Below are 26,889 nucleotides of genomic sequence, written 5' to 3'. Positions count from 1 at the left end.
GTCAGGCGCGTTTGCGGCGGCTGCGATACGTATCCAGCACCACCGCGACCACGATCACCGCGCCGGTGATCATCCGCTTGGTCGGCTCGTTCGCGCCGATCTGTGCGAGGCCGGCCGCCAGCACCGAAATGATCAACACGCCAAAAAACGTACTGATGACCGAACCGCGCCCGCCCATCAGACTCGTGCCGCCGATCACCACGGCCGCGATCACCTGCAGTTCCATGCCGACGCCCGCGTTCGGGTCAGCCGCTTCCAGCCGCGAAATCTGGAACAGCGACGCAAGGCCCGCGAGCGCGCCCATCAACGCGAACACGATCACCTTATACGGCCGCGGATTGACGCCCGCGAGCCGCACGGCTTCCTCGTTGGTGCCGATGCCGACCAGGTAGCGGCCAAACACGGTGCGCGTGAGCACCAGTTGCGCGATGACCATCACCGCCACCGCGATCAGGAAGGCCGGCGAGATGCCGACCGCGATCGGGTCCGACAGAAAATCGAACGCATCGCCGATATAGGCGGTGCGCGAATTCGTCATCTGATACGCGAGGCCGCGCGCCGCTTCGAGCACGCCGAGCGACACGATGAACGACGGAATCCGCCAGCCGACCGTGACCGCGCCGGTGACCGTGCCGGTCAGCGCGGCGGCTGCGACGCCGAGCAGCGCCGACGGCAGCGGGCCCCAGCCCCACTTCAGCGCGGCCACGCTCACCACCGACGCGCCAAGCGCAAGCACCGACCCGACCGACAGATCGATGCCGGCGATGATCAGCACGAACGTCATGCCGACCGACATCACCACCAGATCCGGAATCTGGTTGGCGATCGTGCTGAACGTGTCATACGTCAGAAAGTGCGAACTCAGTAGCGAGAACAGCACGATCATGGCGAGCAGCGCACCGGCGAGGCCGAGGTAGTTCGAAAAGCCGAGCCGGGTGCCCGCGGGTTTGCCGCTCGCGAGCGGCGCCGACGGATCGGCCGGCGGCGCGGCGTTTGCATTCGCATTCGCGGCGGCCTTGCTCCCATCCGCGCCATGTTTCGCGCCCGGCGCGTCGCGCAACGATTGATCGGTCATGACAAACTCCCTGCTTCATTGGCGTCGAGGTCGTGCAACAGCGCTTCGCGGCCGCGATAGCCGGCGAAAGCGGCGGCCAGCAACGCGTCTTGCGACCACGTGCCGCGCTCGAACACACCGGTCAGGCTTCCCGCCGACATCACGCCGATCCGGTCGCAGATCAGCATCAGTTCGCGCAGATCGCTCGACACCACGACGAGCGCGCGCCCTTCACGAGCCAGCGCGCCCATCAAGCCATAAATATCGAACTTCGCGCCGACGTCGATGCCGCGCGTGGGTTCGTCGAATAACAGCACGCGGCAATCGCGCGCGAGCCAGCGGCCGATCACGACCTTCTGCTGATTGCCGCCCGACAGCTCGCCGACAATCTGCGCCGGGCCGGAGCTGCGAATCCGCATCGCGTCCATCTGCTTTTTCGCCAGCGCGTTCTCGCGCTTTGCATCGACGATGCCGTGCCGCGCCACGCTGCCGATGTTGCCGAGCGACACGTTCGCCGCGATCGGTTGCGGCAGCAGCAGGCCCTCGCCTTTGCGGTCTTCGGTGATGAGCGCGATGCCCGCGCGCACCGCGTCCGACGGCGAATCGATCCTGACCGGCGCAGGCGGTGCGCCAGGCGTCGGAGCCAGCGCCACCGTGCCGCCGTCTTTTGGGTCGGCGCCGTAAATCAGCCGCATCAACTCCGTACGGCCCGCGCCGATCAGCCCGCTGATGCCGAAAATCTCGCCCGCGCGGACTTCGAACGACACGTCGCGGACCACCTTGCCGCGCGAAAGCCGCTCGACCCGCAAGAGCGGCGCGCCGATCTTGCGCACGCCGAGATCGATCTGCTCGCCAAGCTCGCGGCCGACCATCCACGTGACGATTTCGTCGCTCGTCAGATTGGCCATTGCGTCGACGTGCACGAGGCGGCCGTCGCGCAGCACCGCGATCTGCCCGGCGACTCGCGCCAGTTCCTCGAGCCGGTGCGAGATATAGACGAGCGCGACGCCGCGCGCCTTCAGGCGCTCGATCTGCTCGAACAGCAGATCGACTTCGCGCGCGGTCAGCATCGCGGTCGGCTCGTCGAGAATCAGCACGCGGCAGTCGTCGATCAGATTGCGCGCGATCTCCACCATCTGCTGATGACCGATGCCAAGCTCGCCGACGAGCGTATCGGGGTCGATCGCGTCGAGCCCGACTTGCGCCATCGCGTGACGCGCGTCCTCGCGCAGCTTGCGGCGATCGATCCAGCCGAAGCTGAACGCGCCCGCGCGCGGCAAGCGGTTCAGGAACAGATTCTCGGCCACCGACAACGTCGGCAGCAGATTCAGCTCCTGCATCACCATGCGCACGCCGAGCGCCTCGGCTTGGGTGCGGCTCGCCGGTGCATACGGTTTCCCGGCAAGCTGCATGGTGCCGGCGGTCGGCTCGACGAGTCCGCCGATGATCTTGGACAGCGTGCTCTTGCCGGCGCCGTTCTCGCCGGTGAGCGCCAATACCTCGCCGGCGCGCAGCGACAAAGACACGTCGGCGAGCACCGGTTCGGCGTAGGTCTTGCCGATGCCGCTGACGGACAGCACGGCAGGCAAGGCGTCGTGGTCGGTTGAATCCATCGCGATCCTGTTTCGCGGCGCGAGGCGCGTCTCGCACGATCCGCTCGGGCGAGACGGCGCCGGGCGCCGCGCGGTCAATGCCGGCCCAATGCGCGGAATGCGCAGGCGCTCTGGCCGCGCTCCCTCTCGCCGCACGGCCGCCGTCATGACGCTTACCTCTGAATTAACGGCGGCCCGGCGGGTTTCTTGAGCGGCTATTGAGCGTTCATTGAATAGTAGGCGCGGATTCGCGTGCTGATGCGGCGCGAATCCGCGCGCCCTGCTAGTCGGTCATGCGTGGCGGCGCTTATTTCGTCACCAGGTCGCACGGCGTTTCCACCACGCCCGACAACTGCGACTGCTTCTTGTGCTCGCTCAACGCTTTCAGCGCGGTGTCGATGCCGAACACGGCCTGCTTGGCGGCGTACTGGTCGGCGGTGGCGAGCACGCGGCCGTCCTTCAGCATCGGCTTGATCGCGTTGATGTTGTCGTAACCGACCACCATCACCTTGCCCTGCTTGCCTGCCGCGCGGATCGCGGAAACCGCGCCGATCGCCATGTTGTCGTTGCCCGCGAGCAGCGCCTTCAGGTTCGGGTACTCGTTGAGCATCGCGGAAGCGACCGCGTTGCCCTTGTCGATTTCCCATTCGCCCGACTGCACGGACACCACCTTGGCGCCGACCGCCTGCATCGCGTCCTTGAAGCCGGCCGTGCGCTGCTGCGCATTGGTCGTGGTCGACACGCCTTCGAGGATGCCGACCTCGTCGCCCGCCTTCAGCTTCTTCGCGAGATAGTCGCCGACCTTCTGCGCGCCCTTGCGGTTATCCGGTCCGACGAAGGGCACGTTCAGGTCTTTCGACTTGAGCACGTCCGGGTCGAGCCGGTTGTCGATATTCACGACGATGATGCCCGCGTCCACCGCTTTCTTCACGACCGGCACGAGCGCCTTCGAGTCGGCCGGCGCCAGCACGATCGCGTCGACCTTCGAGACGATCATCTGTTCGACGATGCGGATCTGGTTCGCCGTATCGGTCTCGTCCTTGATGCCGTTCGTGATCAGGTCGAACTGCGACGGGTTGTGCTTCTGATAGTCCTTCGCGCCGTTTTCCATCGTGAGGAAGAACTCGTTGGCGAGCGACTTCATGACGAGCGCGACTTTGGGCTTATGAGCGGGCGCCGTCTGGGCATAGGCGGCGGAAAACGGCAAGGCGGTGCTGGCGGTGGCGAGGATTGCGGCCGCCACGATGCGGCGGCGAATGCGATTGCTCATGCATATCTCCTGGGTTTGTCAGGCTCTGTCGAGCCGTATTTTTAGTTACGCGCAAACGTTTGCGGGACTCATTCTCAGCGCATCGCGGCCAAACTGTCAACGATCCGAAGTGTTGCAGTGCATCGGCGCGCAAAAAATGCGGCGCGTCGGGGCGGCTCGCAAAAGCGCTCGACGGCCGGGCGCCGAAACGCCTCGCAGACCGTCCGGCAGACGATGGTTGGCAATGGGTCCTCGCTTGTGTCCGCGTGTGACGGTGTTGCCGTCGGCTGCAATCTCCGCCGCCGACGGGCCGCCTATGCTGGACTTTTATTGCGCCGCGTGCAAGCAGGACCGGCGCGCAAGCGCGGCTTTGCGCTCAGAGCCAGCCGGCCTTGCGAAAACGCCAGTAGAGGATCACGTCGACGGTGAGCATGATCCCCAGGCAAAGCGGATAACCGTAGCGGAAATGCAGCTCGGGGATGTTCTGAAAATTCATGCCGTAGATGCCGGCGATCATCGTCGGCACCGCGAACAGCGCGGCGAACGAACCGAGCCGCTTGGTCACTTCGTTCTCCGCGAGCGAAATCATGCCGAGGTTCACCTGCACCGCGGTCACGACCATCTCGCGCCGTCCGTCGATGATCCGCACGATCCGCTCAAGGTGGTCGTACACGTCGCGAAAGTAAGCCTGCATGCCTTCGCAGACACTCGGAATGCGCCCGCCCGTGAGCTTGCTGATCGCTTCCTGCAGCGGCGCGATGTGATGCTGAAGAATCACGAGGCGCCGCTTCAGCGAATACAGATCCTGAATGATCGCGCGCGATGCCGCCGAATTGTTGCGCTCGAAAATGCGGTCTTCGATGGCTTCGATCTCGGTGTTCACCGCGTCGATGATCGGGAAATAACGGTCGACGATGTCGTCCGCAAGCGCATACAGCACGAACGCGGAGCCCGCCTTCAGCAACTGCGGCTCGCGCTCGCAGCGCGCCCGCACGTTCTGAAAACCCGCGCGCGTGCCGCGCCGCACCGACAGCACATAGTTCGCTCCGACGAATACGTCGACCTCGCCGAGCAGCAGTTCGCCGTCCTCGTCCATCTCGACGGTGTGCATGACCGCGAACAGCGACTCGCCGTACTCCTCGATCTTCGGCCGTTGATGACCGTTCTGCGCGTCTTCGATTGCGAGGTCGTGCAGACCGAACTCGTGCTTCATCACCGCGAGTTCGCCCGGGCCCGGATCTTTCAACGCGACCCACACGAAACACTCGGGCCGCGCGACGTAGTCGCTGATGCTATCGATGTCGATGTCTGCCAGCTTCCGGCCGTCCTGATAGGCGGCGCAATTGATCAGCATGTTGGTTACCCTGAAAGCGGAACAGAGCGGGCTGCATCGCCGCACACGCGTGCAAGCCCCTCTGCATGAATGGAACAAGTAACCGTCATGTTAAGGGCTGCGGGCTGCGCTCATGTATCGATTTGTTAAAGGCCCTGGCGCTTGCGCGCCTCTGCGTTCTTCTTCATGATCGATGCAAAGGAAGACAGTAAGGAGACTGCAATGTGGTATTTGAATTCGATGTCCACTAGTGCCGCGGCGGTTCGGATGGAGGACAGCTTGTCGTGAGCCGCCTCGTTTTTATTTGCGGTCACGCGGGCACCGGCAAGACGACGCTCGCAAAAATGCTGATCGGCAGGTTGATGAAAGCAACCGGGTCGCCCTTCTGTCTGCTCGACAAGGACACGCTGTACGGCGGCTATAGCGCGGCCGCGATGGGCATGCTGACAGGCGACCCGAACGATCGCGACAGCCCGCTGTTCCTTGAGCATCTGCGCGAGCCGGAATATCGCGGGCTCATCGACACCGCGCGCGATAATCTCGAACTCGGCGTGAGCGCACTGGTGGTCGGGCCGCTGTCACGCGAAGTCCGCGAACGGCGGCTTTTCGATCGCGCGTGGCTCGGCGTCGGCGACGATGTCAGCGTGCGCGTGGTGTGGGTGCATGTATCGGAGGAGACTGCGCACCAGCGAATCGTCGCGCGCGCCAATCCGAACGACGCGTACAAACTCGCCCATTGGGACGAATACCGTCAGCGGCGCTTCGTGCCGGCCGGCGACATCTGCAACGATCTGCTGATGTTCGATAACACGGCGCCGAGCGCGGCCGATTACGATGCGCTGCTCGCGCGTATTCTCGGCGAGCCGCAGTAAACGAAAAAACGCGCAAACGCCCCACATATGGGGCGTTTGCGCTTCCAGCCTCTATCGAAGATGGTTCGTCAAACCGTCGCGAGTGTTTGCAGCGAGTCCAGAGTTTGCCCTTCATAAAGCTGGCCGAAGCGGTTGCCGAGGAAGTCGCGCAGCGACACCTGCTCCTGACGCACGAAGCCGCGTTGCGGCAGCTTCTTTTCGCGGAACAGATCGAGCACCGCGCACATTGCGCCAGCCGTCGTGATCTGGATCGCGCTCATCGGCACGCCGCAAACTGTCTTCGCGAAGATCTTGCGGGTAAACACTTCCTGCACCAGTTGCCCGTCGCGCATGCCGCTCACGGTGATGAACACGAGCACCACGTCTTGCGCGGTCGACGGCACCGAGCGGCGCATGATGCTCTTGAGCGTATCGCGGTCGCTGGAAAGACGCAGGTCTTCGAGCAGGAACTGCATCAGATTGCGGTGGCCCGGATAGCGCACCGACTTGTAATCGAGCGATTCGACGCGGCCCGACAGCGTTTCGCACAGCGTACCCAAACCGCCCGATGTATTGAACGCTTCGTACTCGGTGCCGTCGAGCGAAAAATGTTCGAGGCCTTCGAGCGGCTGCACCCACTGCGTGCGACTGTCGCGAATCGCTTCGCACGGCTGGCAATATTCGTTGATGAGGCCGTCGACGCTCCACGTCAGGTTGTACTTCAGCGCATTGGTCGGGAATTGCGGCAGCGCGCCGACCCGCATCTTCACGTCGCGAATCTCCGTGAAGCGGTTCGCGAGTTCGTGCGCGGCAATGCCGATGAAGCCCGGCGCGAGACCGCATTGCGGCATGAATGCGTGTTCGGCGTCGTCGGCGATCGCGCGGATTGCGTGGGTCGCGCGCACGTCTTCGGTTAAGTCGAAATAATGCACGCCTGCGCCCTTGGCGGCAGCGGCCACGTTCACCGCGAGATAATACGGCAGTGCATTGACGAGCGCATCGAAGCCATGAATCGCGGCGCGCAGTGCGGCGGCATCGGCGGAATCCACGCGGCGGGTCGCAATGCCTTGCGCGGCGAGTTTGTCGAGCGCGGGCTGATCGCGGTCGAATGCGACGACGTCATAGTCGCCGGTTTCGCGCAGCATATGCGCAATGGTGTGACCGATCAGACCTGCACCAACGATGGCAACTTTCATGTTCTTCTCCTTTGTCGATCGGAGCGGCGCGTGAGCACCTCGTCCGGTTCATTTCGTGCGCTGTCTCCAGCTTCAGGTGCGCCGCGATTGAGCGCGGCGCGCGGCGGGCTGAACCCTCGAACGACAGTGTAGGGAGAAGCAAAACCAGTTCATACGCGCAAAATGCTGCGCAATGACCATCAACTTCGACGTTTTGACGAGCCACGCCGACGAAACGTCAGGAACGCGTCAAAAGCGCCATAAAAGAGCATCTAAAAAACGTCGGCAACGTGCGCTTCACACCATGCCGCGATCAATCTTGCGCGCGAGAATGATCGAGGTCGTGGTCCGCTCCACGCCCTCGAGTCCGCCGATCTGATCGAGCAGATCGTTCAGACGATCGGGCGAATCCGCACGCAGCCAGGCGACGTAGTCGAATTCGCCGCTCACCGCGCATAGCAGTTGCACCTCGGGCATCTTGCCGAGGCGCTTTTGCACAGCGGGCCCATGCTTCGGCGCGATGATGATCCCCACATACGCATAGATGCTCGAATCGAGCACGTCCTGGCCGAGCCGCACGCTGTAGCCCGCGATCACGTTGCTGCGCTCGAGCCGCGCGATTCTGGCGATCACGGTGGTACGCGCAACGCCGAGCTGGCGCGCGAGATTGGCGACGCTTTCTCGCGCGTTTGCCTGCAGCAGCGCCACGAGGTTGCGGTCGAGATCGTCGAGTTGGTCGAGGCGCGGAGGTCTCATCGGAGAAGGAAGAAGAAGTGGTCGGAGTGGTGCGGATTATCGCGCGTCTTCAGTGCTATGCGGCGCGTCTTCAAACGCCGAAGCGCTCGATCACGAAGTCGATGAAGCTGGTCAGCTTGGGCGTGGCGCGCCGATCGCGCGGATAGACGAGATGCACGGGCGCGCCTTGCGGCAGATGCTCTTCCAGCACCGACACCAGTTCTCCGCTCTCGATCTCGCGTGCGAGCAGCGCCTCCGGTTGCAGCACGAGGCCGAAGCCGCGCAATGCGGCGACCTTGAGCGCCTGACCGTTATTCGCGCGAAAACGTCCTGCGCGGAGCGGGTTTTCCGTTGCGCTTTCGCCGCCGAGCCGCCATGTCCCCTCGCGGCCCCAATGCAGGAAACCGAGACATTCGTGATGCGCGAGATCGGCCGGCGTGCGCGGAATGCCCGCGCGCGCAAGGTACGCCGGCGACGCGCACGCGCGCATGCGATACGGCTTCAATGGCCGCGCGACAAAACTCGAATCCGGCAGATGGCCGATGCGCACGGCCGCGTCGAAACCCTCTTCGACGAGGTCCCTCATGCGGTTCGACAGGTCGAGTTCGAGCGTGACGTCGGGCCATGCGCTCAGATAATCGGTCATCGCCGAAGAGAAGACTTCGACGCCGTAGGTGAGCGGCACCGTCACCTTCAGCACGCCGCGCGGCGCGGCGGCCATCGCTTCGGCGAGCGACTCGGCGTCCTTCACGTCCGCGAGAATGCGCCGGCACTGCTCGTAGTATTGCCGGCCGATCTCGGTCAGGCTTTGACGGCGCGTGGTGCGCGTGAGCAGCCGCGTGCCGAGCCGCGTCTCGAGCGAACGGATGTGTTTGCCCACCATCGCCGACGAAATGTCGAAGCGCTCCGCTGCCGCCGTGAGGCTGCCCGCCTCCACCACGGCCACGAAAATCTCCATGCTGACGAATTTATCCACCCGCTATTTCCTGTTCGTTTCGGTTGTAAGCGTTTGTCGCACAAGAGCCGCATTGTAGGGATATCGTGATACTAATAGCGGCGACCGTAAGGATCGAGCGATCCGCATCATGACGCCTGGCGAGTTATGCAGCGCTATGTCACGTTATGCCGCGCCATGACGCGGAACGCTCGCCGCACGCACTGGTCCAATCGTCCCAATTCGAATAGACATCAGGAGTTTCGATGAAAAAAGCACTGGTCTTGCTGGCCTCCGCAGTCGCGATGAGCGGCGCATTCGCACAACAAGCCTCGGCACCGGCAGCGGCGCCCTCGGGCACGGCCGCGTCCGCGCCCGCCGCGAAAGCTGGGCATGAGCGCAATGTCGAAGACCGCATCGCCTATCTGCATTCGCAACTGAAGATTACGCCGGAGCAGGAGCCGCAATGGAAAGCGTTCGCCGACGTGATGCGCGGCAACGGCCAGACGATGGGCGAGCTGTTCAAGGAACGCCGCGCCGCGACAAACCTGTCGGCGCTCGACGACATGAAGCAGTATGCGACCATCGCGCAGGCCCATGCGGACGGCGTGAAGAAACTGGTGGACGCATTCGATCCGCTCTACAACAGCTTCTCGCCGGAACAGAAGAAGCTCGCCGATACGACGTTCCATCGCGAAGGCGGTGCTGAGGGCGGGCGTCGTCATCACGGCAAGGGCAAGAGCGGCAAAGCGGCTCCGGCTCCGGCGAGCGATGCGACGGTGAAGCCTTAACGGATTGCAGGCGCGGTGCGTGATGCAAGCGGCGCGGTTCGAAGCTAGACGCCGTTTGTTCTGAGCGCCGCGCCCGCATCGCGATGTGCGCCGGATTGCATCACGTCGAATCGGATCGCATCGCGTCCCGCACGTCGCACCGTAAAAGAAGCGCTCCGTAAGATGCGTCTGGCATGATGCGAGTCCGCGCTCGATCACATCGAGCTCGCGGCGCCGCCGTCAACACACCTTCTGCCCCGCTTCATGAACCACCTGAAAAATCTCGACCTGAGCCAGGACGCCGCCGCCCGGCGTGTCGTCAAGGACGAAACGGTCAACGTCGAATTCGCCGCCACGCAAGGCGAACTGATGAGCCTCGAAGGCCCGAACCGCTATCTGCCAGGCGACGCGCTGATCACCGGCTCGACCGGCGACCGCTGGGTCGTGTCGCGTGAACGCTTCGACGCGAAGTATGTTCACGCCGATGCCGCGCTCACGCACGGCGAGCCAGGCGCCTATCGCAACCGCCCGGCCGTCGTGCTCGCGAAACAGATGCACGAAGCGTTTTCGCTGGCCCGCTCGGCGAACGGCGGCGACGTGCTGCGCGGCGTGGCCGGCGACTGGATCATGCAGTACGCGCCCGGCGATTACGGCGTCGTGCAGGCCGCGCGCTTCGCAAAGGTCTACCGTCTCGCGGACTAAAGCACGTCACGCGCGCGTTACGCAAATTCGTCGCCGAGATCCACGGTGACTTCGCGCGGCACCGCTTCGCCATTCGCATACTGTTCCTCGAGCGAGCCGATGCTCGCCTCGACATACGCGCGCAACACCGCGAAGCTGCGGCCGCGCAAGCGCGCAGGCAGCGCGCGGTAACGCGCGAGCGCCGCCGGCGCGATCTGCACCGTCATCACGATGCGTCGCGCGGTCGCGCCGAAGCGCATCGCGACCCAGTGAATCGCCAGCGTGGGCGTGCCGTCTTCGGCGGCACGCTGGATGAACTGCGTCTGCTCGGGAAAGAGATCGCTGATGACGCGCGCCAATTCCTCGAACTCGGGATTCGCGCAGTCGTATTGGTAAGCTTCCATGGATGTGCCGAAGGTCATAGGCATGCGGTGGATGGCCGTCGATTGTAAAGCAGCGGCTATCGAGGCCGCTGCGGCGCAGCGGCCGCAGCGACGCCATCATCCTAGCGAGGCAGTTCCGTCACAGCGTCCGCGACGGGACGCCGCAACGTCTTGAACAGCAATCCCACGACGACGACCGCTGCGAGCGCATAGACCGCATCGACAGCGGCAAGCGGCACGAGCTGCGCCTGGAACAGCGCGGCGGGCACGTCGACGAGCGCATGCAGCGCGATCGCGAGCGGCAGGATGCCGCGCCAGCCGGCGCGCAGCCCGCGCCACATCAGCACCGACAAACCGATCTGGAAGACGAGCGCCGCGATCCGCTCGAGCGCGAAAATGCCGGCTGTTTGCGGCGTCAGACTCGCGAGTATCAGATGGATGCGCATCAACGATTCGGTCGGCAGATTGCTCAGATAGCTGTCGAGCTGGCCGCGGTTTTCGAACACGGCGAACAGAATCCATTGAACCTGCACCATTACGCCGACGAGCCACGCTTCCGCGCCGCCATGACCGAGTCCGTACGCGAGCGCAGTGCCGTCGTCGGTGCGCGGGGTTTGGTGCGCGGACGCGGGCGTTGCAGACGCGCTTGCCGAAGCACTTGCAGCCGCCCTTGCAGACGCACGCTTAATCAGCAGGCGCATGCCGATGAACCGCCCCACTTCCTCGCAGATTCCGGCGGCCAGCGCGCCATACACGACGAACGCCAGCGGATGCGACAGGAACGTCGCGGTCGCCTCGTTCCGATGCAGCACATAATCGTTCAGCGCGCGCTCGATGACCATCGCGAACAGCGCGAACACGGCGATGCCGGCGATCGCCGGGCGCGGCTTCAGCGCAAGCGGCCGGCGCAGGCGGCGGTAAATGACAAACGGCAAAGCGGCGACGACGAGCGTCGCGAGCGCGAGGCTCGACAGAGTGAGCGGTGCAACGACCATGAGTTTCCTTGCGATGACCGGCGCGCACCCGCTGCGCGCCGCAGCCCGAATGATCGCAGATCGGCGGAAAACGGGCGGCGAAGTTCGCGAGGATGGGAAATGCGGCGAGTGGCGGGGGCGAATGACGTCGCGCGGTGCCGCGCAGTGCGCTCGCAGCGCGTGAGCCTGTCAGCGCGCCGTCGATGCCCGCACGATCAACTCCCCCGGCAGCAGACAGTCGCGCGCCGTGGTCTGCACGCCCTCGATCCGCTCATGCAGAAACTCGACCGCGCGATAGCCGATGTCATAGGTCGGCTGGCGAATCGTCGTGATGCCGGTCAGTTCGGCCCACTCGGGGTCGTCGATGGAAAGCAGTGCGACGCGTGTCTGCCAGGCGTCGCCGTAACGCGCCTTCAGATGCAGCGCGAGCCGCAGCGCGACCGGCGCATTCGCCGCGAACACGGCGATGCGGGCATCAACGCCGATTCTGCCTGCGCGTTGATGCGCGGTGTCGATGGCCCGATCCAGTTCCGCGAGGCCGTGTTCTGTTTGCGCGGCGTCGGCGAGATTGAGCACGAGCGTATGACCTTGCGCAGCGCTTGCATCAGCATCGGCATGGGCACCCGCATCCGCATGTGCCCGCATCGCGTCCCGAAACGCCGCCTCGCGCAGCCGCCGGGAGCTGACCTGCTCGAACGGCTGCACGACGAACCATATCTCCCGAAAGCCTCTGTCCAGCAGATGCCGCGTGCCCAGCTCCGCCGCCGCGCGATTGTCGAGTCCGACGATGTCGGCGGCGAGGCCTTCGACGGAACGGTCGACGAGCACCGCCGGAATCCCGCCGCCGCCCACCGGCCGCAGCGTTTCCTCGCGCACGCCGAGCGCATTGACGATCACGCCTTCGACGCGATACGTGGTGAGCAGTTGCAGATAGCGCCGCTCCATCTCCACTTCGTTCGCCGCGTGGCAGATGAGCGGCATCAGGCCGAGCGCGTGGCATGCGGCCTCGACGCCTTGCAGCACTTCGACGGTATAAGGATTCGTGAGGTCGGCGAGCAGCATGCCGATCAGCCGGTTGCGGCCGCGCTTCAGGCCGCGCGCCATCTGATTCGGCTGATAGTCGAGCCGCTCGATCGCCGCCTCGATGCGTGCGCGCAGTTCCGGCGACAACACGCTCATCTCGCCGTTCAGATAGCGCGAAATGCTGGTCTTGCCGGTGCCGGCTTCGCGCGCGACGTCGGTGATCGTCGCGCGGCGCGGCGCGCCTTGAGATGTGGGCGTCGCGCTCATCGCGTGCTCGCGCTCGCTGCCATGCGACGCCCCATGCAACGCAAGATGCGTCGCTTAACGAACGACCCGGCCGCCGAACGCTTCATCGCGACTGCCGTCACCGTTGCAATACTTCGCGATTGACGATGTTCGTCGTCAGCGTACCGGCGAGCGCGGCGACGAGGTTTTCGGCGGCATTGCGCGCCATCGCATGACGCGTCTCGTGCGTCGCCGAGCCGATGTGCGGCAGCGCGACCACGTTCGCCATCTGCAAGAGCGGCGAGTCGGCGGGCAACGGTTCCTTCTCGAACACGTCGAGACCCGCGCCGTGAATCGTGCCGTTTCGCAGCGCCTCGATCAGCGCGCTTTCGTCGACGATCGCGCCGCGCGACGCGTTGATGAGGACCGCGCTTTTCTTCATCGACGCGAGTTCTTTTGCGCCGATCATGTGCCGCGTTTCTTCCGTGAGCGGCACTTGCAGACAGACGAAATCGGCAGTGGCGAGCAGTTCGGCCAACTCGACGCGGCGCGCGCCGTAAGCCGCTTCGGCCTCGGGGTTCGCGCTGCGGTTCGTATAGAGCACCTGCATGTTGAAACCGAGCGCCGCACGCCGCGCGACCGCGCCGCCAATGCGTCCCAGGCCGACGATGCCAAGCGTCTTGCCCTGCACGTCGACGCCGAATAGCGCGGGCCCGATGCTGTGCTGCCACTGCCGCGCCTTCACCCACGCGGCAAGCTCGACCACCCGGCGCGCGGACGCGAGGATCAGCGAGAACACCGTGTCCGCGGTGGATTCGGTCAGCACGTCCGGCGTGTGCGCGAGCACGATGCCGCGTCGCGTGAGATCGGCGACGTCGAACTGATCGAAGCCGACGGAGATCGTCGAGAGCGCTTTCAAGCGCGTCGCGCCCTCGAGCATGGCCGGCGTGATCTTCACGCTCGCGCCGATGCCGCCGTCGGCCTCGCGCAACGCGGCGACGAATGCATCATGGCGGGCCGGGTCGACCTGCACCACTTCGACATGTTGTTGCAGATACGCAAGCACATCTTCAGGCAACGGCTTCCACGCGACGATCTTCTTCATCAGCTTATTTTCCTTGCAACGGTGTAGCGAGCTTGTGCCGCGGCGCTGCCGCCTGCTGTTGCGGCTTCACGATCAGCGTGAGGATGACCGCGGCGATCAGCGCGACACTCATGAACGCGTACGATGCCGCGGGCGATCCGGTTGCGCCGTTCAGATAGCCGACCACATACGAGCCGACGAACGAACCGAGCGCGCCCATGCTGTTGATCAGCGCCATCGCGCCGCCCGCGACGTTCTTCGGCAGCAGTTCCGGCACGATCGCGAAGAACGGACCGTACGGCGCGTACATCGCGGCGCCGGCAATCACGAGCGCCGCATACGAGAGCCAGAAATGCGTGGAGCCGAGCGCATACGATGCCGCGAACGCGATCGCGCCGATCAGCAGGAACGGCCACACGAACACTTTACGGCGGTTGAGTTTATCCGATGCCCACGACGCCACCAGCATCGCGATGGTCGCGGCGAGATACGGCAGCGCCGACAGCCAGCCGGTTTCGACCATGCCGAGCGTCGAGCTGTTCTTCAAAATGGACGGCAGCCACAGCACGAAACCATACACGCCGATGCTCCAGCAGAAGTACTGCGCGCACAGCTTGATGACGGCCGACGAGCGGAACGCTTCGCCGTAATTGCGCACCGGCTTGATCGCGGCCTGCTCGGCGCGCAGCGTTTCGGCGAGCGTGTCCTTCTCCTGCTGCGTGAGCCACGACACCTGCTGCGGCTTGTCCTGCACGATGAACCACCAGCACACGGCCCACAGAATCGCGGGCACGCCCTCGGCGATGAACATATGGCGCCAGCCGAACGAGTGCACCAGATAACCGGACACGACCGACATCCACAGCACCGTCACCGGATTGCCGAGAATCAGGAACGTGTTGGCGCGCGAGCGCTCGTTCTTCGTGAACCAGTTGCTGATGAAGATCAGCATCGCCGGCATCACCGCGGCCTCGACGACACCGAGCACGAAGCGGATCACCATCAGCGACGGAATATTGCTGACCATGCCGGTCAACGCCGCGCAGCCGCCCCAGAGAACCAGGCTCCAGAACACGAGTTTCTTGACGCTGCGGCGCTCGGCGTAAATCGCGCCGGGAATCTGGAAGAAGAAATAACCGAGGAAGAACAGCGCGCCGATCAGCGACGACAATCCCTTGCTGATGCCCAGGTCCTGGTTGATGCCGGCGGCCGCCGCGAAACCGTAGTTCGCGCGGTCGAGATAAGCGAGGCTGTAGGTGATGAATACGATCGGCATGATCGTCCACCAGCGGCGGATCGCGAGAGATGAAGTCATGGGGTGTCTCCTTTTACGGCTTCCCGAAACAATGATGGACGGAGCTGGTGCGGCGCTTGTCGAGCGCTCTTGCTGTTATCGGTGCGCGGCTCGCGCCGTGCTTTGCTGGATCTGTCTTCGTTGCGCGCGGCGCTTCGATGCGTGTGCTTGCCGTTTCGATGCATGTGTGTGCCGCTGGCTGCCGGTGCGTGCGCGCGCTTGCCGGTGCGCGCCGCCTCTGCCGGCGAGGTGCCTGTGCCATGTTCGCCGCGCCTGCGTGTCATGCCGCGTGCGCGACGCTCGCGACATCGCCGCGTTCGAGCGCATCGAGTTCGGCGCGGCTCGGCAAGCCTTCCGAATCGCCGATCACCTGAATCGCCAGCGCGCCGATGCGGTTGCCGCGCGCCACCGCCTGCGGCAGCGTCTTGCCTTCCAGCAGCGCACTGATCACGCCGACGGCGAAGCCGTCGCCCGCGCCGACCGTATCCACGACGTTTGCGACCGGCTGGCCGGCGATCATCGCGGCATCGTCGGCGGTGCGGAAGTACGCGCCCTCGGCGCCGAGCTTGACGATCACGCCGCGCGCGCCCCGCTCCAGATAAAAGCTGGCGATGTCCTCGGGCTGCGTGTAGCCGGTCAGAATCTCGCCCTCGCCGATGCCAGGCAGCACCCAGTCCGCCAGCGCGGCCAGGGAGTTCAAGCCTTCGACCATCGCGGCGCGCGACGGCCACAGCGTCGGGCGCAGGTTGGGATCGAACGAAATGGTCTTTCCGGCTGCGTGCATCTCACGTGCCAGATGAAACGCGAGTTCGCGCGAGCTCTCCGAGATTGCCGGCGCGACGCCGGTCAGATGCAGATGACGCGCGGGCAACACGTAGTCGGGCATGTAATCGGCAACCGACAGGTGACTCGCCGCCGAGCCGCGGCGGAAATATTCGACGGCGGGATCGCTGCCGTCGTCGTTCTTCGACTTGAGCTGGAAGCCGGTCGGATAGCGCTCGTCGGTGATGACGCAACGCTGGTCGATGCCTTCTCTCGTCAACGTGTCGCGCACGTACTGGCCGAATGAATCGTTGCCGACGCGGCTCATCCAGCCGACCTTGAAGCCGAGCCGCGCAAGGCCGATCGCCACGTTCAGGTCGGCGCCCGCGATACGTTTCGTGAACTGGCCGACGCCCGCGAGCGGGCCGGTTTCGGCGGCCACGAACATGGCCATGGCTTCGCCGTAGGTGATGATGTCCAGTGCTGCGGGCGGGTTGGTCATGCGTTGCTCCTGCTTGTGCGTCGGGCTGGTGGTGCGGTGGTGCGGTGGTGCGGTTGGTGCGGTTGGTGCGGTTGGTGCGGTTGGTGCGGTTGGTGCGGTTGGTGCGGTTGGTGCGGTTGCTGCGTTTGGTGCCTTGGTGCCGCTTTGCTGCTGTTGCTTCTGTTGTTATGTCTTGTTTGCTGCTCGTTCTCTCAGGTTCTGGCTCTCGGCTTTCGGCTGTCGGCTTTTCGCTTTCGGCTCTCGGCTGCTGACTCTCGGCTGCTGACTCTCGGCTGCTGACTCTCGGACCTCGGTCCTCGCCACCGCCTACGCTGCGGCCAACCAGGCGACGCGCCGCGTGGCGTCGTCGTCGATGCAGGCGGGATCGAGCGGAAACTCGATGCCGCGCGGCACGCGGCGCGGCAGCCGGTCCAGCACGGCGGCGAAGCGCGCATCGTCGGCAGCCGGCGCGGCCGCGAAACGCCGCGCGCCCTCGCCCGCCGCGATCTTGCAATGCACGTACTCGACGTAAGGCGCGAGCGCCACAGCGGCGTCGAGCGCGGGCACGCCGCACCACGCCCAGTTGCCGACGTCGAACGTCATGCCGAGCAGATCCGCGTGACCTTCGCGCTGCAATGCGTCGAACAGGCCGACGAATTGATGCAGCGAGCCGCCCTGCGTCAATTGCCCGTTTTCGACGACGAGCCGCACGTTCGCGCGGTGCAATTGCTCGGCGATCGCGTCGCCGTGTGCGCGATCCGCAAAGCCGCCGAGTTGCAGCTTGACGAAGCGCGCGCCGAGCGCCGTCGCTTCATCCACTGCGCGCCGCAGCGCGGCTGCGTCGAGCTGGCCGTCTTCGGCGTACAGCGACGCAGGTGTCGAGTACACCGACCACAGGCCCAGTTCCGCAATCTGCTTGCCCAGTGTCTCGAGGCACGCCGGCTCCGCGTCGGCTTCGTCGCCGAACAGCTCGCGACGCACTTCGAAACCGGTCGCCCCGGCGCGCCGGCTCGCCTCCGCCCACTTGCGATGACCCGCCGTGCGCACCGCGTCGGCGCCGAAAGCGCTGGCAACAATCGCTACTTCCACTGCATCCGTCATGTCGTCACTACCGTGTGTTTCGTCGAGCTTCCGTCTATGGAACCGGTTCCAAAGGCGGATTTCAAAAAAGCGCCGAAGCGCTTGCGATAGGCCAATAGTGCGCTTGGGTCCGTGTCGGAGACCATAGTGGAAATCCCCAGGCGGGGCTGTGGGCTGTGTTGGCACGGCGCGCCGCAGCGCTCGGTGTCTACGCCCCCTCCTCCAGACACAACGCCAAAAACCGCTTGACCGCACGCGACGGCGCGCTGGCGTGCGGCACGACAATCGACAGCCGCCGCGTCAGCGGCTCGGGGCTCAGCGAGAACACGCGCAGCGCGCCGTTTTCGTGCCGCATCGACATTGCCGAGACGAAGCCGATGCCCATGCCCGCCCGCACCGCTTCCTTGACGCCTTCGACGCCGGCAATTTCCAGCGCCACGCGCATCGGCACGCCCGCGCGGGCAAACGCACGCTCGACGACTTGCCGCACGCCCGAGCCCGCCTCGCGCACGATCAGCGGCTCCGCGCCGAGCGCGGCAAGGTCTAGCCCGGCATTTGCCGCATTTGCCGCGTCTGCTCCCATCCCCTGCGCGAGCCGATGCGTGCGCGGCATGATCGCCACGATCTCGTCCTCGCGCCACGCGTGCACGGCCGTATCCGGCGGCAGGTCGGTGCCGACCGGCCCCTCGATCAGCGCGATGTCGACCGAGCCGAGCGCGCCGACGATGTCGGTCGTATTGCCGTCGGCGGTATGCAGCGTCACGTCCGGATACTGCCGATGAAAATCCGCGATCAGGTAAGGCAGCAGATAACTGGCGGGCGTGGTGGTCGCGCCGATCCGCAGCGTGCCGTGTTCGAGGCCGCGCAGCGCGTCGCGGTACGCATGCGCCTGGCGCCAGGTGTCGCGCAGCCGCGCGGCGTACTGCGCGAGTTGCTCGCCCGCGGGCGTCAGACGCACGCCGCGCCCGTCGCGCTGATAAAGCGGCTCGCCGAATTCATCCTGAAGCTGACGCAGTTGCCCCGACACCGCCGGCTGCGACAAATGCAGAGCCAGCGCGGCGCGGCTGATGTTCAGATGTTCGGCGACGGCGGCAAACGTTATAAGCTGATCAGGGGTCATGGCAACGAACTATCGGCAGAGCGGATAGTTTCCATTCTAAATCACGATTTTTCATATTCATATATCTAACTTAGGATTAGACCTATCGACTCAGTCAGTCCAAAGGCTGCACCCATGACCACCGCCCGCCTCACCGCCGCCACCGCCGAAGCGTCATCCGCCCGCGGCCAGCTCAACGGCATTCTGTTCGTCGCCCTGTTCGCCGCCGCCGTCACGCGCATCGCCCAGATCCCTGCGATTGCGGGGCTGGGGCTGAGCCCGCTGATCGTCGGCATCGTCGCTGGCGCGATTTACGGCAACGCGCTGCGCGACGGCATGCCGGCAAGCTGGGCGGCCGGCGTCAATTTTTCCGCGCGCAAGCTGCTGCGCATCGCCGTCGCGTTCTTCGGCCTGCGCGTGAGCCTTCAGGAAATCGCCCAGGTCGGTTTGCCGGGCCTCGCCGAATCGGTGTTGATCGTCGTGAGCACGCTGGTAATCGGCACGTGGGCCGGCATGAAAATCATGAAGCTCGACCGCGACACCGCGCTGCTCACCGCTGCGGGCAGCGCGATCTGCGGTGCCGCGGCCGTGCTCGCCTTCGAGTCGACGCTGCAATCCAAGCCGCACAAAAGCGCGATGGCGGTGGGCAGCGTCGTGCTGTTCGGCACGCTCTCCATGTTCCTCTACCCGGTTCTCTTCAAGGCGGGCTGGCTGCATCTCGACACGACGGGCGCCGGACTCTTTTTTGGCGGCACGATTCACGAGGTCGCGCAGGTGGTCGGCGCCGCGAGCAATGTGAGCCCGGAAGCGACGCATATCGCCACCATCGTCAAGATGACTCGCGTGATGCTGCTCGTGCCGGTGCTGCTCGTGGTCGGCTTGTGGGTCAACCGCGCGGCGCGCCGCGACGTTGACGCATCGTCTGCCAGCTCGCAACAAGGCGCTGCGGTTCAGCAGCGTCGTGCGGGCAAGCTCGCGATTCCCTGGTTCGCGCTCGGCTTCCTCGCGTTCGTCGTGATCAACTCGCTGCACGTGCTGCCGCAAGCCGCCACAAGCACGCTCAACACGCTCGACACCTTCGCGTTGACCATGGCCATGACCGCGCTCGGCATCGAAACGCGCATTTCGCAAATCCGCGAGGCAGGTCCGCGTGCGCTGACCACGGGCTTCATCCTGTACGTGTGGCTGATTGCGGGCGGACTGGGTATCACATGGGCTGTCCAGCACTTCTTCGGCTAAGCCGCACTTCGCCCGAACACACCCCGCCGCGTGCGGGGTTTCGTGCGTCTGGGAAAGCATCCGGCCGCGCCGCGCGGCATACTGGCTGGCGTGCGAGAAACGCGGAGAACGCAAACGACGCGAACGACGCAAACAGCATCGCTAGCGCCCGCAGCAGCAAGCGCGACGCGTTCCGCACACCCTTCCCGCAACCCGAATGAGGACAGATCGATGAGCCTGGAACTCTACTATTGGGACGGCCTGCAAGGCCGTGGCGAATTTGTGAGGCTCGCGCTAGAAGAAGCCGGCGCGGACTATGTCGAAGTGGCGCGCGGCGAGCCGTCCGAAGGTCTCGGCACCGGCGCGATGATGGCGGTCATGAAAAGCAGGGACGAGCCCTATCCGCCGTTCGCTCCGCCGTTTCTGAAAGACGGCGACCTGGTGATCGCGCAGACCGCGAACATCCTGTTTTATCTCGGACCACGGCTGGATCTCGCGCCGTCCGTGGAAAGCCTGCGCTACGTCGCAAACGGCCTGCAATTGACTATCGCCGACGTGGTGACCGAAGCCCACGACACTCATCACCCGCTTGCGGCCAGCCTCTACTACGAAGACCAGAAAGACGCCGCGAAAACGCGCTCGCGTGACTTCATCGACAACCGGATTCCGAAGTTCATGAAGTATTTCGAGCGCGTGCTGAAACAGAATCCGGCCGGCGACACCTTCATGGTCGGCGACTCGCTCACCTACGTCGATCTCTCGATGTTCCAGTTGATCGACGGATTGCTTTACGCGTTCCCGCGCGCGCTGAAGCGCTTCGGCGAGCAGTATCCGCGGCTCGCCGCCTTGCATGCCGCGGTGATGGAGCGGCCGAATATCGCCGCCTATCTGCAGTCCGAGCGCCGCATCGAGCATAACGAGGCGAGCATCTTCAGACACTATCCCGAACTCGACAAGGCGGCGGCTTGAGCCGCGCCGCCCTTCCCCGTTCACGTCCGGCAGCGCGCCCGCTTCGTCCAGCGGGCGCGCTGCTGTTACCGTGCGCGCTTTTCAACGCTTCTTCCCGCTCCGTACCGCCGACGTGCTTTCATTCCTGCTGAAGCTGCGCACCCGCGCGCAAGATCTTTTCCGTCTCTCCGACGCGCACACGATGCTGGTCTGGTCGGTGGTAGTCGGCGTCGCGGGCGCCTTTGCGACGATCGCCTTTCGCCGCGGCATCGAGATCCTGCAACTGCTGGTGGCCGGCAAGGCCGGCAGCTTCGTCGAAATGGCGCGCAGCCTGCCGTGGACGGTGCGCATCTGGCTGCCGGCGGCGGGCGGGCTGATCGCCGGTTCGCTGCTGCTGATCGCGCGTCGTCATGCCGACAAATGCAATCACATCGACTACATGGAGGCCGTGGCGATCGGCGACGGCGTGGTGCCGGTCAAGCTGAGTCTGTGGCGCAGCGTCTCGTCGCTGTTCACGATTGCAAGCGGCGGCTCGATCGGCCGCGAAGGTCCGATGGTGCAGCTCGCCGCGCTCGCGGCCTCGCTGATCGGGCGCTGGGTGCACTTCGATCCGCCGCGGCTGCGCCTGCTGGTGGCCTGCGGCGCGGCGGCCGGCATCACGTCCGCGTACAACGCGCCGATCGCGGGCGCGTTCTTCGTCACGGAGATCGTGCTCGGCTCGATCGCGATGGAAAGCTTCGGGCCCGTGGTCGTCGCGGCAGTCGTCGCGAACATCACGATGCGCGAATTCGCCGGCTACAAGCCGCCGTATGAAATGCCGGTGTTTCCGCCGGTGGCGGGCGTCGAGGTGTTGCTGTTCGTCGCGCTCGGTCTGCTGTGCGGCGCAGCCGCGCCGCAGTTTCTGCGGCTGCTCGACGGCTCCAAGGCGCTGTTCGGCAAGCTGCCGTTGCCGCTGCCCGCGCGGCTCGCGCTCGGCGGGCTCGTGGTCGGCATTCTGTCCGTATGGACGCCCGAGGTGTGGGGCAACGGCTACAGCGTCGTGAACTCCATCCTGCACTCGCCGTGGACGTGGACCGCGCTCGTCGTCGTGCTGGTGTTCAAGCTCGTGGCGACCGCGGCCACTGCCGGTTCGGGCGCCGTGGGCGGCGTGTTCACGCCGACGCTGTTCGTCGGCGCGGTGGTCGGCTCGCTGTTCGGGCAGAGCATGCACGCGTTGTGGCCGCACGGCACCTCGGCGCCGTTCGCGTATGCGATGGTCGGCATGGGCGCCTTCCTCGCGGGCGCGACGCAGGCGCCGCTGATGGCGATCCTGATGATCTTCGAGATGACGCTCAGCTACCAGGTGGTGTTGCCGCTCATGCTTTCGTGCGTCGTCGCGTACTTTGTCTCGCGGGCGATCGGCAAGACGTCGATGTACGAAATCACGCTGCGCCGCAATCAGGAAGAGCAGGAACGCACGCGCCTGCGCGCGACGCAGATGCGCGAGCTGATCCGCCCTGCGCAGACCGTCGTGCCGCCCAATGCGACCGTGCACGACATGACGCGCGTGTTCCTCGAATATCCGGTCAAGTATCTGTATGTGGCGAACGAATCGGGCGCGTTTCTCGGCGTCGTCGCGCTGAAGGACATCACGTCCGATCTGCTCGACAAGCGCGATACCTCGACGCGAACCGCCGCCGACTATCTTCAGCCGCACTTCGACGTGCTCACGCCCGACATGCCGCTCGGCGTCGCGTTGCAGCACTTCATGGCGTTCCAGGGCGAGCGCCTGCCGGTTGTCGAAAGCGCCGCGCATCCGCGGCTCGCGGGCGTGGTTTATAAAACGTCGCTGCTCGATGCGTACTTCCGCATGAATCCGACGCGCTGAGCACGGCGGCTCCGCATGCGGGCGGCGCGCCCGTGCAAAGCATCGCAGAATCTCTACAATGAAAAGACGCTGCGGCGGCATCGGCAGCGCGAGCTTACGCCAGGCCGGGCGAGCGCGACGCCCGCCATTCGATCGGAGGGAAGATGAGCGAACCGTCCCTTGACGCCGCGCGCCGCGACCAGGCGGGCTGGATTTTCCTGCATATCGAAGGTGAGCCGTACGATCGCGGCGAACAGCACGGCCAACTGCTCGCAGCCGAAATCCGCAACGCAATCCGCACCGCCCGCTACCTTGCGAAGTGGGACACCGGCGAAGAGTTCGACACCTTCGTCGAGGCTGCCGTCTCGCAGTTCGCCAACAAGCTCGACACCGAATTCGCCGACGAAATCCAAGGCATCGCGGACGGCGCGAAACTGCCATTCGCCGAAGTGCTCGCGTGGAACGGCTACATGGACCTGCTGCAAAGCTGGTGGCCCGCGCACGCGGCCCAGCAAAAGCCCGGCCTCGGACTCAAGCCCTGGCGCGGCCGGCGCGGCCATCATTGCAGCGCGTTCATCGCAACGGGCAACGCCACGCGCGACGGCCGCATCGTGATGGCGCACAACTCGTGGGACCGCTACGCCGCGGGCGACGCGTTTAATGTCATCTTCGACATCGTGCCCGATGAGGGCAACCGCATTCTGATGCAGGGCCTGCCGGGCTGCATTTCGAGCCTCACCGATTTCTGGATCACGGCCGCGGGACTGATGGTGACGGAGACGACCATCTCGAACTTCGTCGGCTACAACGCGGCGGGCGCGCCCGAGTTCTATCGTTCTCGACGCGCGTCGCAATACGCGAACAGCATCGGCGAATGGTGCGAAATGTTTGCCGTGGCGAACAACGGCGGCTACGCGAATAGCTGGCTGCTCGGCGACATCAAGACCGGCGAGATCGCGCGCTATGAACTGGGGCTGCACTACTCCGGCTTCGAGAGCACGAAGGACGGCTTTTACAGCGGCTACAACACGGCGACCGATCTGAAGATCCGCAACCAGGAATGCATCGGCGAAGGCGAGGACTATACCGACGTGCGCAAGAACGGCGCGCGGCGTCTGCGCTTCATGCAGCTCGAGGAGATGCACCGCGGCAAAATCGACGTCGAGCTCGCGAAGGCGATGATCGCCGATCATCACGACGTCTATCTCGATCGCAACGACAACCCGTGTTCGCGCACGATCTGCGGACATCTGGAACTGGACGACGCGCGTTTCGGCGGCTCGGATCACGGGCCGTTCAATCCGTGGGGCGCGAACGACGGCAAGGTGGTCGACAGCGAGATGGCACGCGACATGGCGTTCTCGGCGCGCTGGGGACATCCGTGCGGCCGGCCGTTCGACGCCCAGGCGTTCATGAAGCGGCATCCGCAGTGGAACTGGCTGAACGGCTATATGCGCGACCGGCCTTCGTGGCCGTGGACGCGCTTCGATGTGCTGAGGTAGCGGTGCGCCGCCGCGCCTCCAAACTGCTGAACACCACTGCCTTTTGACTGCCATTCCCGCGCCATCATCGGCGATTTACAATGGGTGGTCACGAGGCGCGCGGCAAGCTTGCTTTGCAGGCCGCTGGGCAAGCATTACGCGCCCCGCCCGACCAAAGCGCGCGGCCTTTGCAGCCCGGCCTCGCGCGGCTTGCGCTTTCCTTTCGACGCGGGGACGGCACAGCCCTTGCTGAATGCTTAGCGCCGCATGAGCTTAGGAGGTCGGGCATGAAAACCTCGACACTGTTGACCATGGTGACGCTGTCCGCTTCGTGCTTTGCCGCGCCGGTTCACACCGCGCAGGACGGCACGCCGGCGAGCACCCTCGCCGAACGCGCGAACGCCGCGCCAGTCGCCCCAGCAGCGCCTGACGTGGCCGTCACGGACGACAATCGTCCGCAGCAATGGCAGCATATCGTCCTGCCGAAGTCGCGACATCCGGAGCGTGGATTTGCGGCGCGCAATGAGCGCTTGCAGACCTGACAGCAGCGCCCGTTGCGTGGCTTCGCTCGGTCCGCTTTGACCGAGGGGTCGAGTGCGGCGAACCGGCCGGCAATACGGAGTTCCGGCTCGCGGCGGTCCGCGTGCGGCTTGAGCGGCGGCTTGTGCGGCTCGGGCGGCGCCGCGATTCATTCCAACTTTATCTGCAGGAGCGCTTGCATGACGGCATCGTCCATCCCCGGGGAATCCATCGACTTGCAGATCTCCGACGTACTCAGCGAAATCCATTTCCCCGCCAACAAGGACGCACTCGTCGACGCGGCGCGCGAGGCAGGTGCGAGCAACGAAGTCCTGTCGATGCTCGACGGCCTTCCCGAGCAGGACTACGCGGACGTCGATTCGGTCACGCGGCTGATCGGCGGCAATTTCGGGCCGGGACTCAGTGTGTGAGTTTGTCCGCAGGTGAATGCGTGCGCAGGTGAGCGCGGCCAAAAGCCCGACCTAAAGGCGACCTAAGCGCGACCTAAGCGCGGCCGCTCGCGCCCCGCTCCCGCGCACAAACGTTCCAGACGCGCCTCGTCCGCGCGCGCTATGCTCTTTCCCGAGACAGCAACCCTCTTTGGAAGGAGCACCACATGTCCGACGTCCAGCCCGAACAACGAACCTACCGCGCGATCAATTTCGCTGAAAAACTCGCGCTGTTCCAGGACCAATGGCAAGCGCGCGTCGTTGCCGAAATGAACGACTATCAGTTCAAGGTCGTGCGAATCGAAGGCGATTTCGTGTGGCACGAGCATGCGGACACCGACGAGACCTTCATCGTGCTGGACGGCCAGTTGCGCATCGACATGCGCGACGGCTTCGTGACGCTGTCGGCGGGAGAAATGTTCGTGGTGCCGAAGGGCACCGAGCACAAGCCGTTCGCGGAGCGCGAAGCGAAGCTGCTGCTGATCGAGCCGCGCGGCGTCAAGAACACCGGCGACGAAACCAACGAACGCACGGCCGTCAACGATCTCTGGATCTAGCCCGGCGCCGTTGCGAGACCGGCGGCGGCGCCCGCTCGTGGCCGCACATGCCGGACGCCGCAACCCGCAAGCGCACCTGCACGCTTCGCATGTCGCGAATCGCGTGCCGGCACCGTGAAGTCCGACTCGAAATGCTCGACGAGGTGATCGACGAAAGTCCGCACCTTCGCCGGCAAGTGCAGGCGGCTGGGATAGACAATCGTAATTTCGATCTCGGGCAGGCGGTAATCGCCGAGCAGTTCGACAAGCCGGCCCGATGCCAGATCGCGGCCAATCAGATAGCTCGGCAGAATCGCGACGCCCATGCCGAGCAGCGCGAACTGCCGCAGCATTTCGCTATTGTTCGCGGCAATGGCGTTGGTGGTCCTCACGCGCACGAGCCCTTCCGGTCCGCTGAACACGCGCTCCTCGCCGCCCTGCTCGGGCGCCCGGCTCAGACACGGATGACGCAACAGATCGTCGGGGCGCGTCGGCGTGCCGTGCTGCGCGAGATAGGCCGGCGTCGCACAAACGGTTAGCTGACAGGTGGTGAGCCGCCGTGTGACGATGCTCGCACTGCGCGCCGGACGCCCGACCATGATGCCCACGTCGAAACCTTCTTCAACGAGATCCGCCTGGCGGTCGGCGAGCGTCACATCGGGCACCACGTCGGGATAGCGCGCCGCGTACGACTGCACGGCCGGCGCGAGGCTTTGCAGCCCGAACACCACCGGCGCGACGATCCGTAGGGTGCCGACCGGCTCGTGATGGCGCGCGGCCAGCATCTGCTCAACGCCTTCGAGATCGTCGAGCAGATGACGCACGCGCTCCAGATAGGTCGCGCCCGACTCCGTCAGCGACAGACGGCGCGTGGTGCGATTGAGCAAACGGGCGCCGAGGCGCGCTTCCAGATCGGCCACATGGCGCGTGACGACAGCGGTGGAAAGATCCAGCGCGTTTGCCGCGCGGACGAAACTGCCGAGGTCCGCCACTTTGACGAACACGCGCATGGACTGCAATTGATTCATGGGGCGACTCCTACGTCGAGATGCCGGGCCGGGCGCGCGCTGCCGCCACCATCACCCCGCGCGGCAAGGCTCGCGCGGATTTGCC

General features: G+C 65.1%; 26 protein-coding genes. 10 read left to right on the top strand and 16 right to left on the bottom strand.

What is annotated here, in order from left to right; genetic code table 11:
* Position 1: 1 nt before the first annotated feature.
* From AB6809_RS07780 to corA, 4 genes are all read right to left on the bottom strand, one after another.
* Positions 2-1,075, bottom strand: coding sequence for an ABC transporter permease (locus AB6809_RS07780; protein WP_371026266.1), 1,074 nt, complete (start codon positions 1,073-1,075; stop codon positions 2-4).
* Complete coding sequence (locus AB6809_RS07775; protein WP_371026265.1) at positions 1,072-2,667, bottom strand: sugar ABC transporter ATP-binding protein; 1,596 nt, start codon at positions 2,665-2,667, stop codon at positions 1,072-1,074. Before AB6809_RS07775 ends, AB6809_RS07780 begins: the two co-directional genes overlap by 4 nt.
* 286 nt (positions 2,668-2,953) lie before the next feature.
* Complete coding sequence (locus tag AB6809_RS07770) at positions 2,954-3,916, bottom strand: sugar ABC transporter substrate-binding protein (RefSeq protein ID WP_006051711.1); 963 nt, start codon at positions 3,914-3,916, stop codon at positions 2,954-2,956.
* A gap of 355 nt (positions 3,917-4,271) precedes the next feature.
* Entirely contained in the window at positions 4,272-5,249 is a 978-nt protein-coding gene (gene corA, locus AB6809_RS07765) for a magnesium/cobalt transporter CorA (protein WP_006051712.1), read from the bottom strand.
* Positions 5,250-5,512: 263 nt separating this feature from the next.
* Here corA and AB6809_RS07760 point away from each other — a divergent pair, with 263 nt between their 5' ends.
* Positions 5,513-6,100, top strand: a complete 588-nt coding sequence (locus AB6809_RS07760) for an AAA family ATPase (protein ID WP_371026264.1) — start codon at positions 5,513-5,515, stop codon at positions 6,098-6,100.
* A gap of 68 nt (positions 6,101-6,168) precedes the next feature.
* Here the strand turns inward: AB6809_RS07760 and AB6809_RS07755 are convergent, their stop codons facing one another.
* The 3 genes from AB6809_RS07755 to AB6809_RS07745 all read right to left on the bottom strand — a co-directional run bounded on the left by AB6809_RS07755 (position 6,169) and on the right by AB6809_RS07745 (position 8,965).
* The gene (locus tag AB6809_RS07755; protein WP_029968583.1) at positions 6,169-7,275 is read right to left on the bottom strand and encodes a saccharopine dehydrogenase family protein; all 1,107 of its coding nucleotides are present in this window, start codon (positions 7,273-7,275) and stop codon (positions 6,169-6,171) included.
* 276 nt (positions 7,276-7,551) lie between these two features.
* The gene (locus AB6809_RS07750) at positions 7,552-8,010 is read right to left on the bottom strand and encodes an Lrp/AsnC family transcriptional regulator (protein WP_006051715.1); all 459 of its coding nucleotides are present in this window, start codon (positions 8,008-8,010) and stop codon (positions 7,552-7,554) included.
* Positions 8,011-8,080: 70 nt separating this feature from the next.
* The gene (locus tag AB6809_RS07745) at positions 8,081-8,965 is read right to left on the bottom strand and encodes a LysR family transcriptional regulator (RefSeq protein WP_006051716.1); all 885 of its coding nucleotides are present in this window, start codon (positions 8,963-8,965) and stop codon (positions 8,081-8,083) included.
* Positions 8,966-9,189: 224 nt separating this feature from the next.
* Between AB6809_RS07745 and AB6809_RS07740 the strand changes: the two genes are divergently transcribed.
* Positions 9,190-9,714: a Spy/CpxP family protein refolding chaperone gene (locus AB6809_RS07740; RefSeq protein WP_006051717.1), complete on the top strand. Its 525-nt coding sequence runs from the start codon at positions 9,190-9,192 to the stop codon at positions 9,712-9,714.
* A gap of 243 nt (positions 9,715-9,957) precedes the next feature.
* A complete protein-coding gene (locus AB6809_RS07735; protein WP_371026263.1) occupies positions 9,958-10,395 on the top strand; it encodes a PGDYG domain-containing protein in 438 nt (145 codons plus the stop codon).
* A 17-nt stretch (positions 10,396-10,412) separates the two neighbouring features.
* On the opposite strand, the gene AB6809_RS07730 is transcribed toward AB6809_RS07735, so the two are convergent.
* From AB6809_RS07730 to AB6809_RS07695, 8 genes are all read right to left on the bottom strand, one after another.
* Positions 10,413-10,778 (bottom strand): DUF3022 domain-containing protein, encoded by a 366-nt coding sequence (locus AB6809_RS07730; protein ID WP_029968588.1) that lies wholly within the window; start codon positions 10,776-10,778, stop codon positions 10,413-10,415.
* Positions 10,779-10,879: 101 nt separating this feature from the next.
* Positions 10,880-11,752, bottom strand: coding sequence for a YhfC family intramembrane metalloprotease (locus tag AB6809_RS07725; protein WP_029968589.1), 873 nt, complete (start codon positions 11,750-11,752; stop codon positions 10,880-10,882).
* 168 nt (positions 11,753-11,920) lie between these two features.
* Entirely contained in the window at positions 11,921-13,021 is a 1,101-nt protein-coding gene (locus AB6809_RS07720; protein WP_371026262.1) for a LacI family DNA-binding transcriptional regulator, read from the bottom strand.
* Between the two features lie 97 nt (positions 13,022-13,118).
* On the bottom strand, positions 13,119-14,084 hold the full coding sequence (locus AB6809_RS07715; protein ID WP_371026261.1) for a 2-hydroxyacid dehydrogenase: 966 nt from the start codon (positions 14,082-14,084) through the stop codon (positions 13,119-13,121).
* A 4-nt stretch (positions 14,085-14,088) separates the two neighbouring features.
* Positions 14,089-15,378: an MFS transporter gene (locus tag AB6809_RS07710; RefSeq protein ID WP_371026260.1), complete on the bottom strand. Its 1,290-nt coding sequence runs from the start codon at positions 15,376-15,378 to the stop codon at positions 14,089-14,091.
* Between the two features lie 259 nt (positions 15,379-15,637).
* Positions 15,638-16,621: a sugar kinase gene (locus tag AB6809_RS07705; protein ID WP_371026259.1), complete on the bottom strand. Its 984-nt coding sequence runs from the start codon at positions 16,619-16,621 to the stop codon at positions 15,638-15,640.
* A gap of 306 nt (positions 16,622-16,927) precedes the next feature.
* Entirely contained in the window at positions 16,928-17,701 is a 774-nt protein-coding gene (locus AB6809_RS07700) for a sugar phosphate isomerase/epimerase family protein (RefSeq protein WP_371026258.1), read from the bottom strand.
* A 187-nt stretch (positions 17,702-17,888) separates the two neighbouring features.
* Positions 17,889-18,800, bottom strand: coding sequence for a LysR family transcriptional regulator (locus AB6809_RS07695; RefSeq protein WP_371026257.1), 912 nt, complete (start codon positions 18,798-18,800; stop codon positions 17,889-17,891).
* A 114-nt stretch (positions 18,801-18,914) separates the two neighbouring features.
* Between AB6809_RS07695 and AB6809_RS07690 the strand changes: the two genes are divergently transcribed.
* The 7 genes from AB6809_RS07690 to AB6809_RS07660 all read left to right on the top strand — a co-directional run bounded on the left by AB6809_RS07690 (position 18,915) and on the right by AB6809_RS07660 (position 25,797).
* Positions 18,915-20,018 carry a YeiH family protein gene (locus tag AB6809_RS07690; RefSeq protein WP_371026255.1) on the top strand — a complete coding sequence of 368 codons (1,104 nt, stop codon included), beginning with the start codon at positions 18,915-18,917 and terminating at the stop codon, positions 20,016-20,018.
* Between the two features lie 210 nt (positions 20,019-20,228).
* On the top strand, positions 20,229-20,966 hold the full coding sequence (locus AB6809_RS07685) for a glutathione S-transferase (RefSeq protein WP_371026254.1): 738 nt from the start codon (positions 20,229-20,231) through the stop codon (positions 20,964-20,966).
* Positions 20,967-21,078: 112 nt separating this feature from the next.
* Positions 21,079-22,812, top strand: a complete 1,734-nt coding sequence (locus AB6809_RS07680) for a ClcB-like voltage-gated chloride channel protein (RefSeq protein ID WP_029968599.1) — start codon at positions 21,079-21,081, stop codon at positions 22,810-22,812.
* A gap of 143 nt (positions 22,813-22,955) precedes the next feature.
* Positions 22,956-24,293, top strand: coding sequence for a C45 family autoproteolytic acyltransferase/hydolase (locus tag AB6809_RS07675; RefSeq protein WP_371026253.1), 1,338 nt, complete (start codon positions 22,956-22,958; stop codon positions 24,291-24,293).
* A 266-nt stretch (positions 24,294-24,559) separates the two neighbouring features.
* Positions 24,560-24,814, top strand: a complete 255-nt coding sequence (locus AB6809_RS07670; RefSeq protein ID WP_029968601.1) for a hypothetical protein — start codon at positions 24,560-24,562, stop codon at positions 24,812-24,814.
* Between the two features lie 177 nt (positions 24,815-24,991).
* Positions 24,992-25,222: a DUF2795 domain-containing protein gene (locus tag AB6809_RS07665; protein ID WP_006051732.1), complete on the top strand. Its 231-nt coding sequence runs from the start codon at positions 24,992-24,994 to the stop codon at positions 25,220-25,222.
* A 185-nt stretch (positions 25,223-25,407) separates the two neighbouring features.
* The gene (locus AB6809_RS07660) at positions 25,408-25,797 is read left to right on the top strand and encodes a cupin domain-containing protein (protein WP_371026252.1); all 390 of its coding nucleotides are present in this window, start codon (positions 25,408-25,410) and stop codon (positions 25,795-25,797) included.
* On the opposite strand, the gene AB6809_RS07655 is transcribed toward AB6809_RS07660, so the two are convergent.
* Positions 25,794-26,804 carry a LysR family transcriptional regulator gene (locus AB6809_RS07655; protein ID WP_371026251.1) on the bottom strand — a complete coding sequence of 337 codons (1,011 nt, stop codon included), beginning with the start codon at positions 26,802-26,804 and terminating at the stop codon, positions 25,794-25,796. The two genes, AB6809_RS07660 and AB6809_RS07655, sit on opposite strands and share 4 nt — an antisense overlap.
* Positions 26,805-26,889: the final 85 nt, after the last annotated feature.

This window comes from Paraburkholderia sp. RCC_158 (assembly GCF_041355255.1).
Lineage (GTDB): Bacteria > Pseudomonadota > Gammaproteobacteria > Burkholderiales > Burkholderiaceae > Paraburkholderia > Paraburkholderia graminis.
This window is presented reverse-complemented; position numbering and strand designations above follow the sequence as displayed.

Coding starts and splice junctions, on each gene's coding strand:
- AB6809_RS07705 (WP_371026259.1), bottom strand. CDS start 16,621: ATGACCAACCCGCCCGCAGCACTGGACATCATCACCTACGGCGAAGCC.
- AB6809_RS07755 (WP_029968583.1), bottom strand. CDS start 7,275: ATGAAAGTTGCCATCGTTGGTGCAGGTCTGATCGGTCACACCATTGCG.
- AB6809_RS07670 (WP_029968601.1), top strand. CDS start 24,560: ATGAAAACCTCGACACTGTTGACCATGGTGACGCTGTCCGCTTCGTGC.
- AB6809_RS07690 (WP_371026255.1), top strand. CDS start 18,915: ATGACCACCGCCCGCCTCACCGCCGCCACCGCCGAAGCGTCATCCGCC.
- AB6809_RS07780 (WP_371026266.1), bottom strand. CDS start 1,075: ATGACCGATCAATCGTTGCGCGACGCGCCGGGCGCGAAACATGGCGCG.
- AB6809_RS07675 (WP_371026253.1), top strand. CDS start 22,956: ATGAGCGAACCGTCCCTTGACGCCGCGCGCCGCGACCAGGCGGGCTGG.
- AB6809_RS07750 (WP_006051715.1), bottom strand. CDS start 8,010: ATGAGACCTCCGCGCCTCGACCAACTCGACGATCTCGACCGCAACCTC.
- AB6809_RS07710 (WP_371026260.1), bottom strand. CDS start 15,378: ATGACTTCATCTCTCGCGATCCGCCGCTGGTGGACGATCATGCCGATC.
- corA (WP_006051712.1), bottom strand. CDS start 5,249: ATGCTGATCAATTGCGCCGCCTATCAGGACGGCCGGAAGCTGGCAGAC.
- AB6809_RS07695 (WP_371026257.1), bottom strand. CDS start 18,800: ATGACCCCTGATCAGCTTATAACGTTTGCCGCCGTCGCCGAACATCTG.
- AB6809_RS07770 (WP_006051711.1), bottom strand. CDS start 3,916: ATGAGCAATCGCATTCGCCGCCGCATCGTGGCGGCCGCAATCCTCGCC.
- AB6809_RS07735 (WP_371026263.1), top strand. CDS start 9,958: ATGAACCACCTGAAAAATCTCGACCTGAGCCAGGACGCCGCCGCCCGG.
- AB6809_RS07725 (WP_029968589.1), bottom strand. CDS start 11,752: ATGGTCGTTGCACCGCTCACTCTGTCGAGCCTCGCGCTCGCGACGCTC.
- AB6809_RS07775 (WP_371026265.1), bottom strand. CDS start 2,667: ATGGATTCAACCGACCACGACGCCTTGCCTGCCGTGCTGTCCGTCAGC.
- AB6809_RS07730 (WP_029968588.1), bottom strand. CDS start 10,778: ATGGAAGCTTACCAATACGACTGCGCGAATCCCGAGTTCGAGGAATTG.
- AB6809_RS07655 (WP_371026251.1), bottom strand. CDS start 26,804: ATGAATCAATTGCAGTCCATGCGCGTGTTCGTCAAAGTGGCGGACCTC.
- AB6809_RS07665 (WP_006051732.1), top strand. CDS start 24,992: ATGACGGCATCGTCCATCCCCGGGGAATCCATCGACTTGCAGATCTCC.
- AB6809_RS07685 (WP_371026254.1), top strand. CDS start 20,229: ATGAGCCTGGAACTCTACTATTGGGACGGCCTGCAAGGCCGTGGCGAA.
- AB6809_RS07660 (WP_371026252.1), top strand. CDS start 25,408: ATGTCCGACGTCCAGCCCGAACAACGAACCTACCGCGCGATCAATTTC.
- AB6809_RS07720 (WP_371026262.1), bottom strand. CDS start 13,021: ATGAGCGCGACGCCCACATCTCAAGGCGCGCCGCGCCGCGCGACGATC.
- AB6809_RS07740 (WP_006051717.1), top strand. CDS start 9,190: ATGAAAAAAGCACTGGTCTTGCTGGCCTCCGCAGTCGCGATGAGCGGC.
- AB6809_RS07715 (WP_371026261.1), bottom strand. CDS start 14,084: ATGAAGAAGATCGTCGCGTGGAAGCCGTTGCCTGAAGATGTGCTTGCG.
- AB6809_RS07700 (WP_371026258.1), bottom strand. CDS start 17,701: ATGACGGATGCAGTGGAAGTAGCGATTGTTGCCAGCGCTTTCGGCGCC.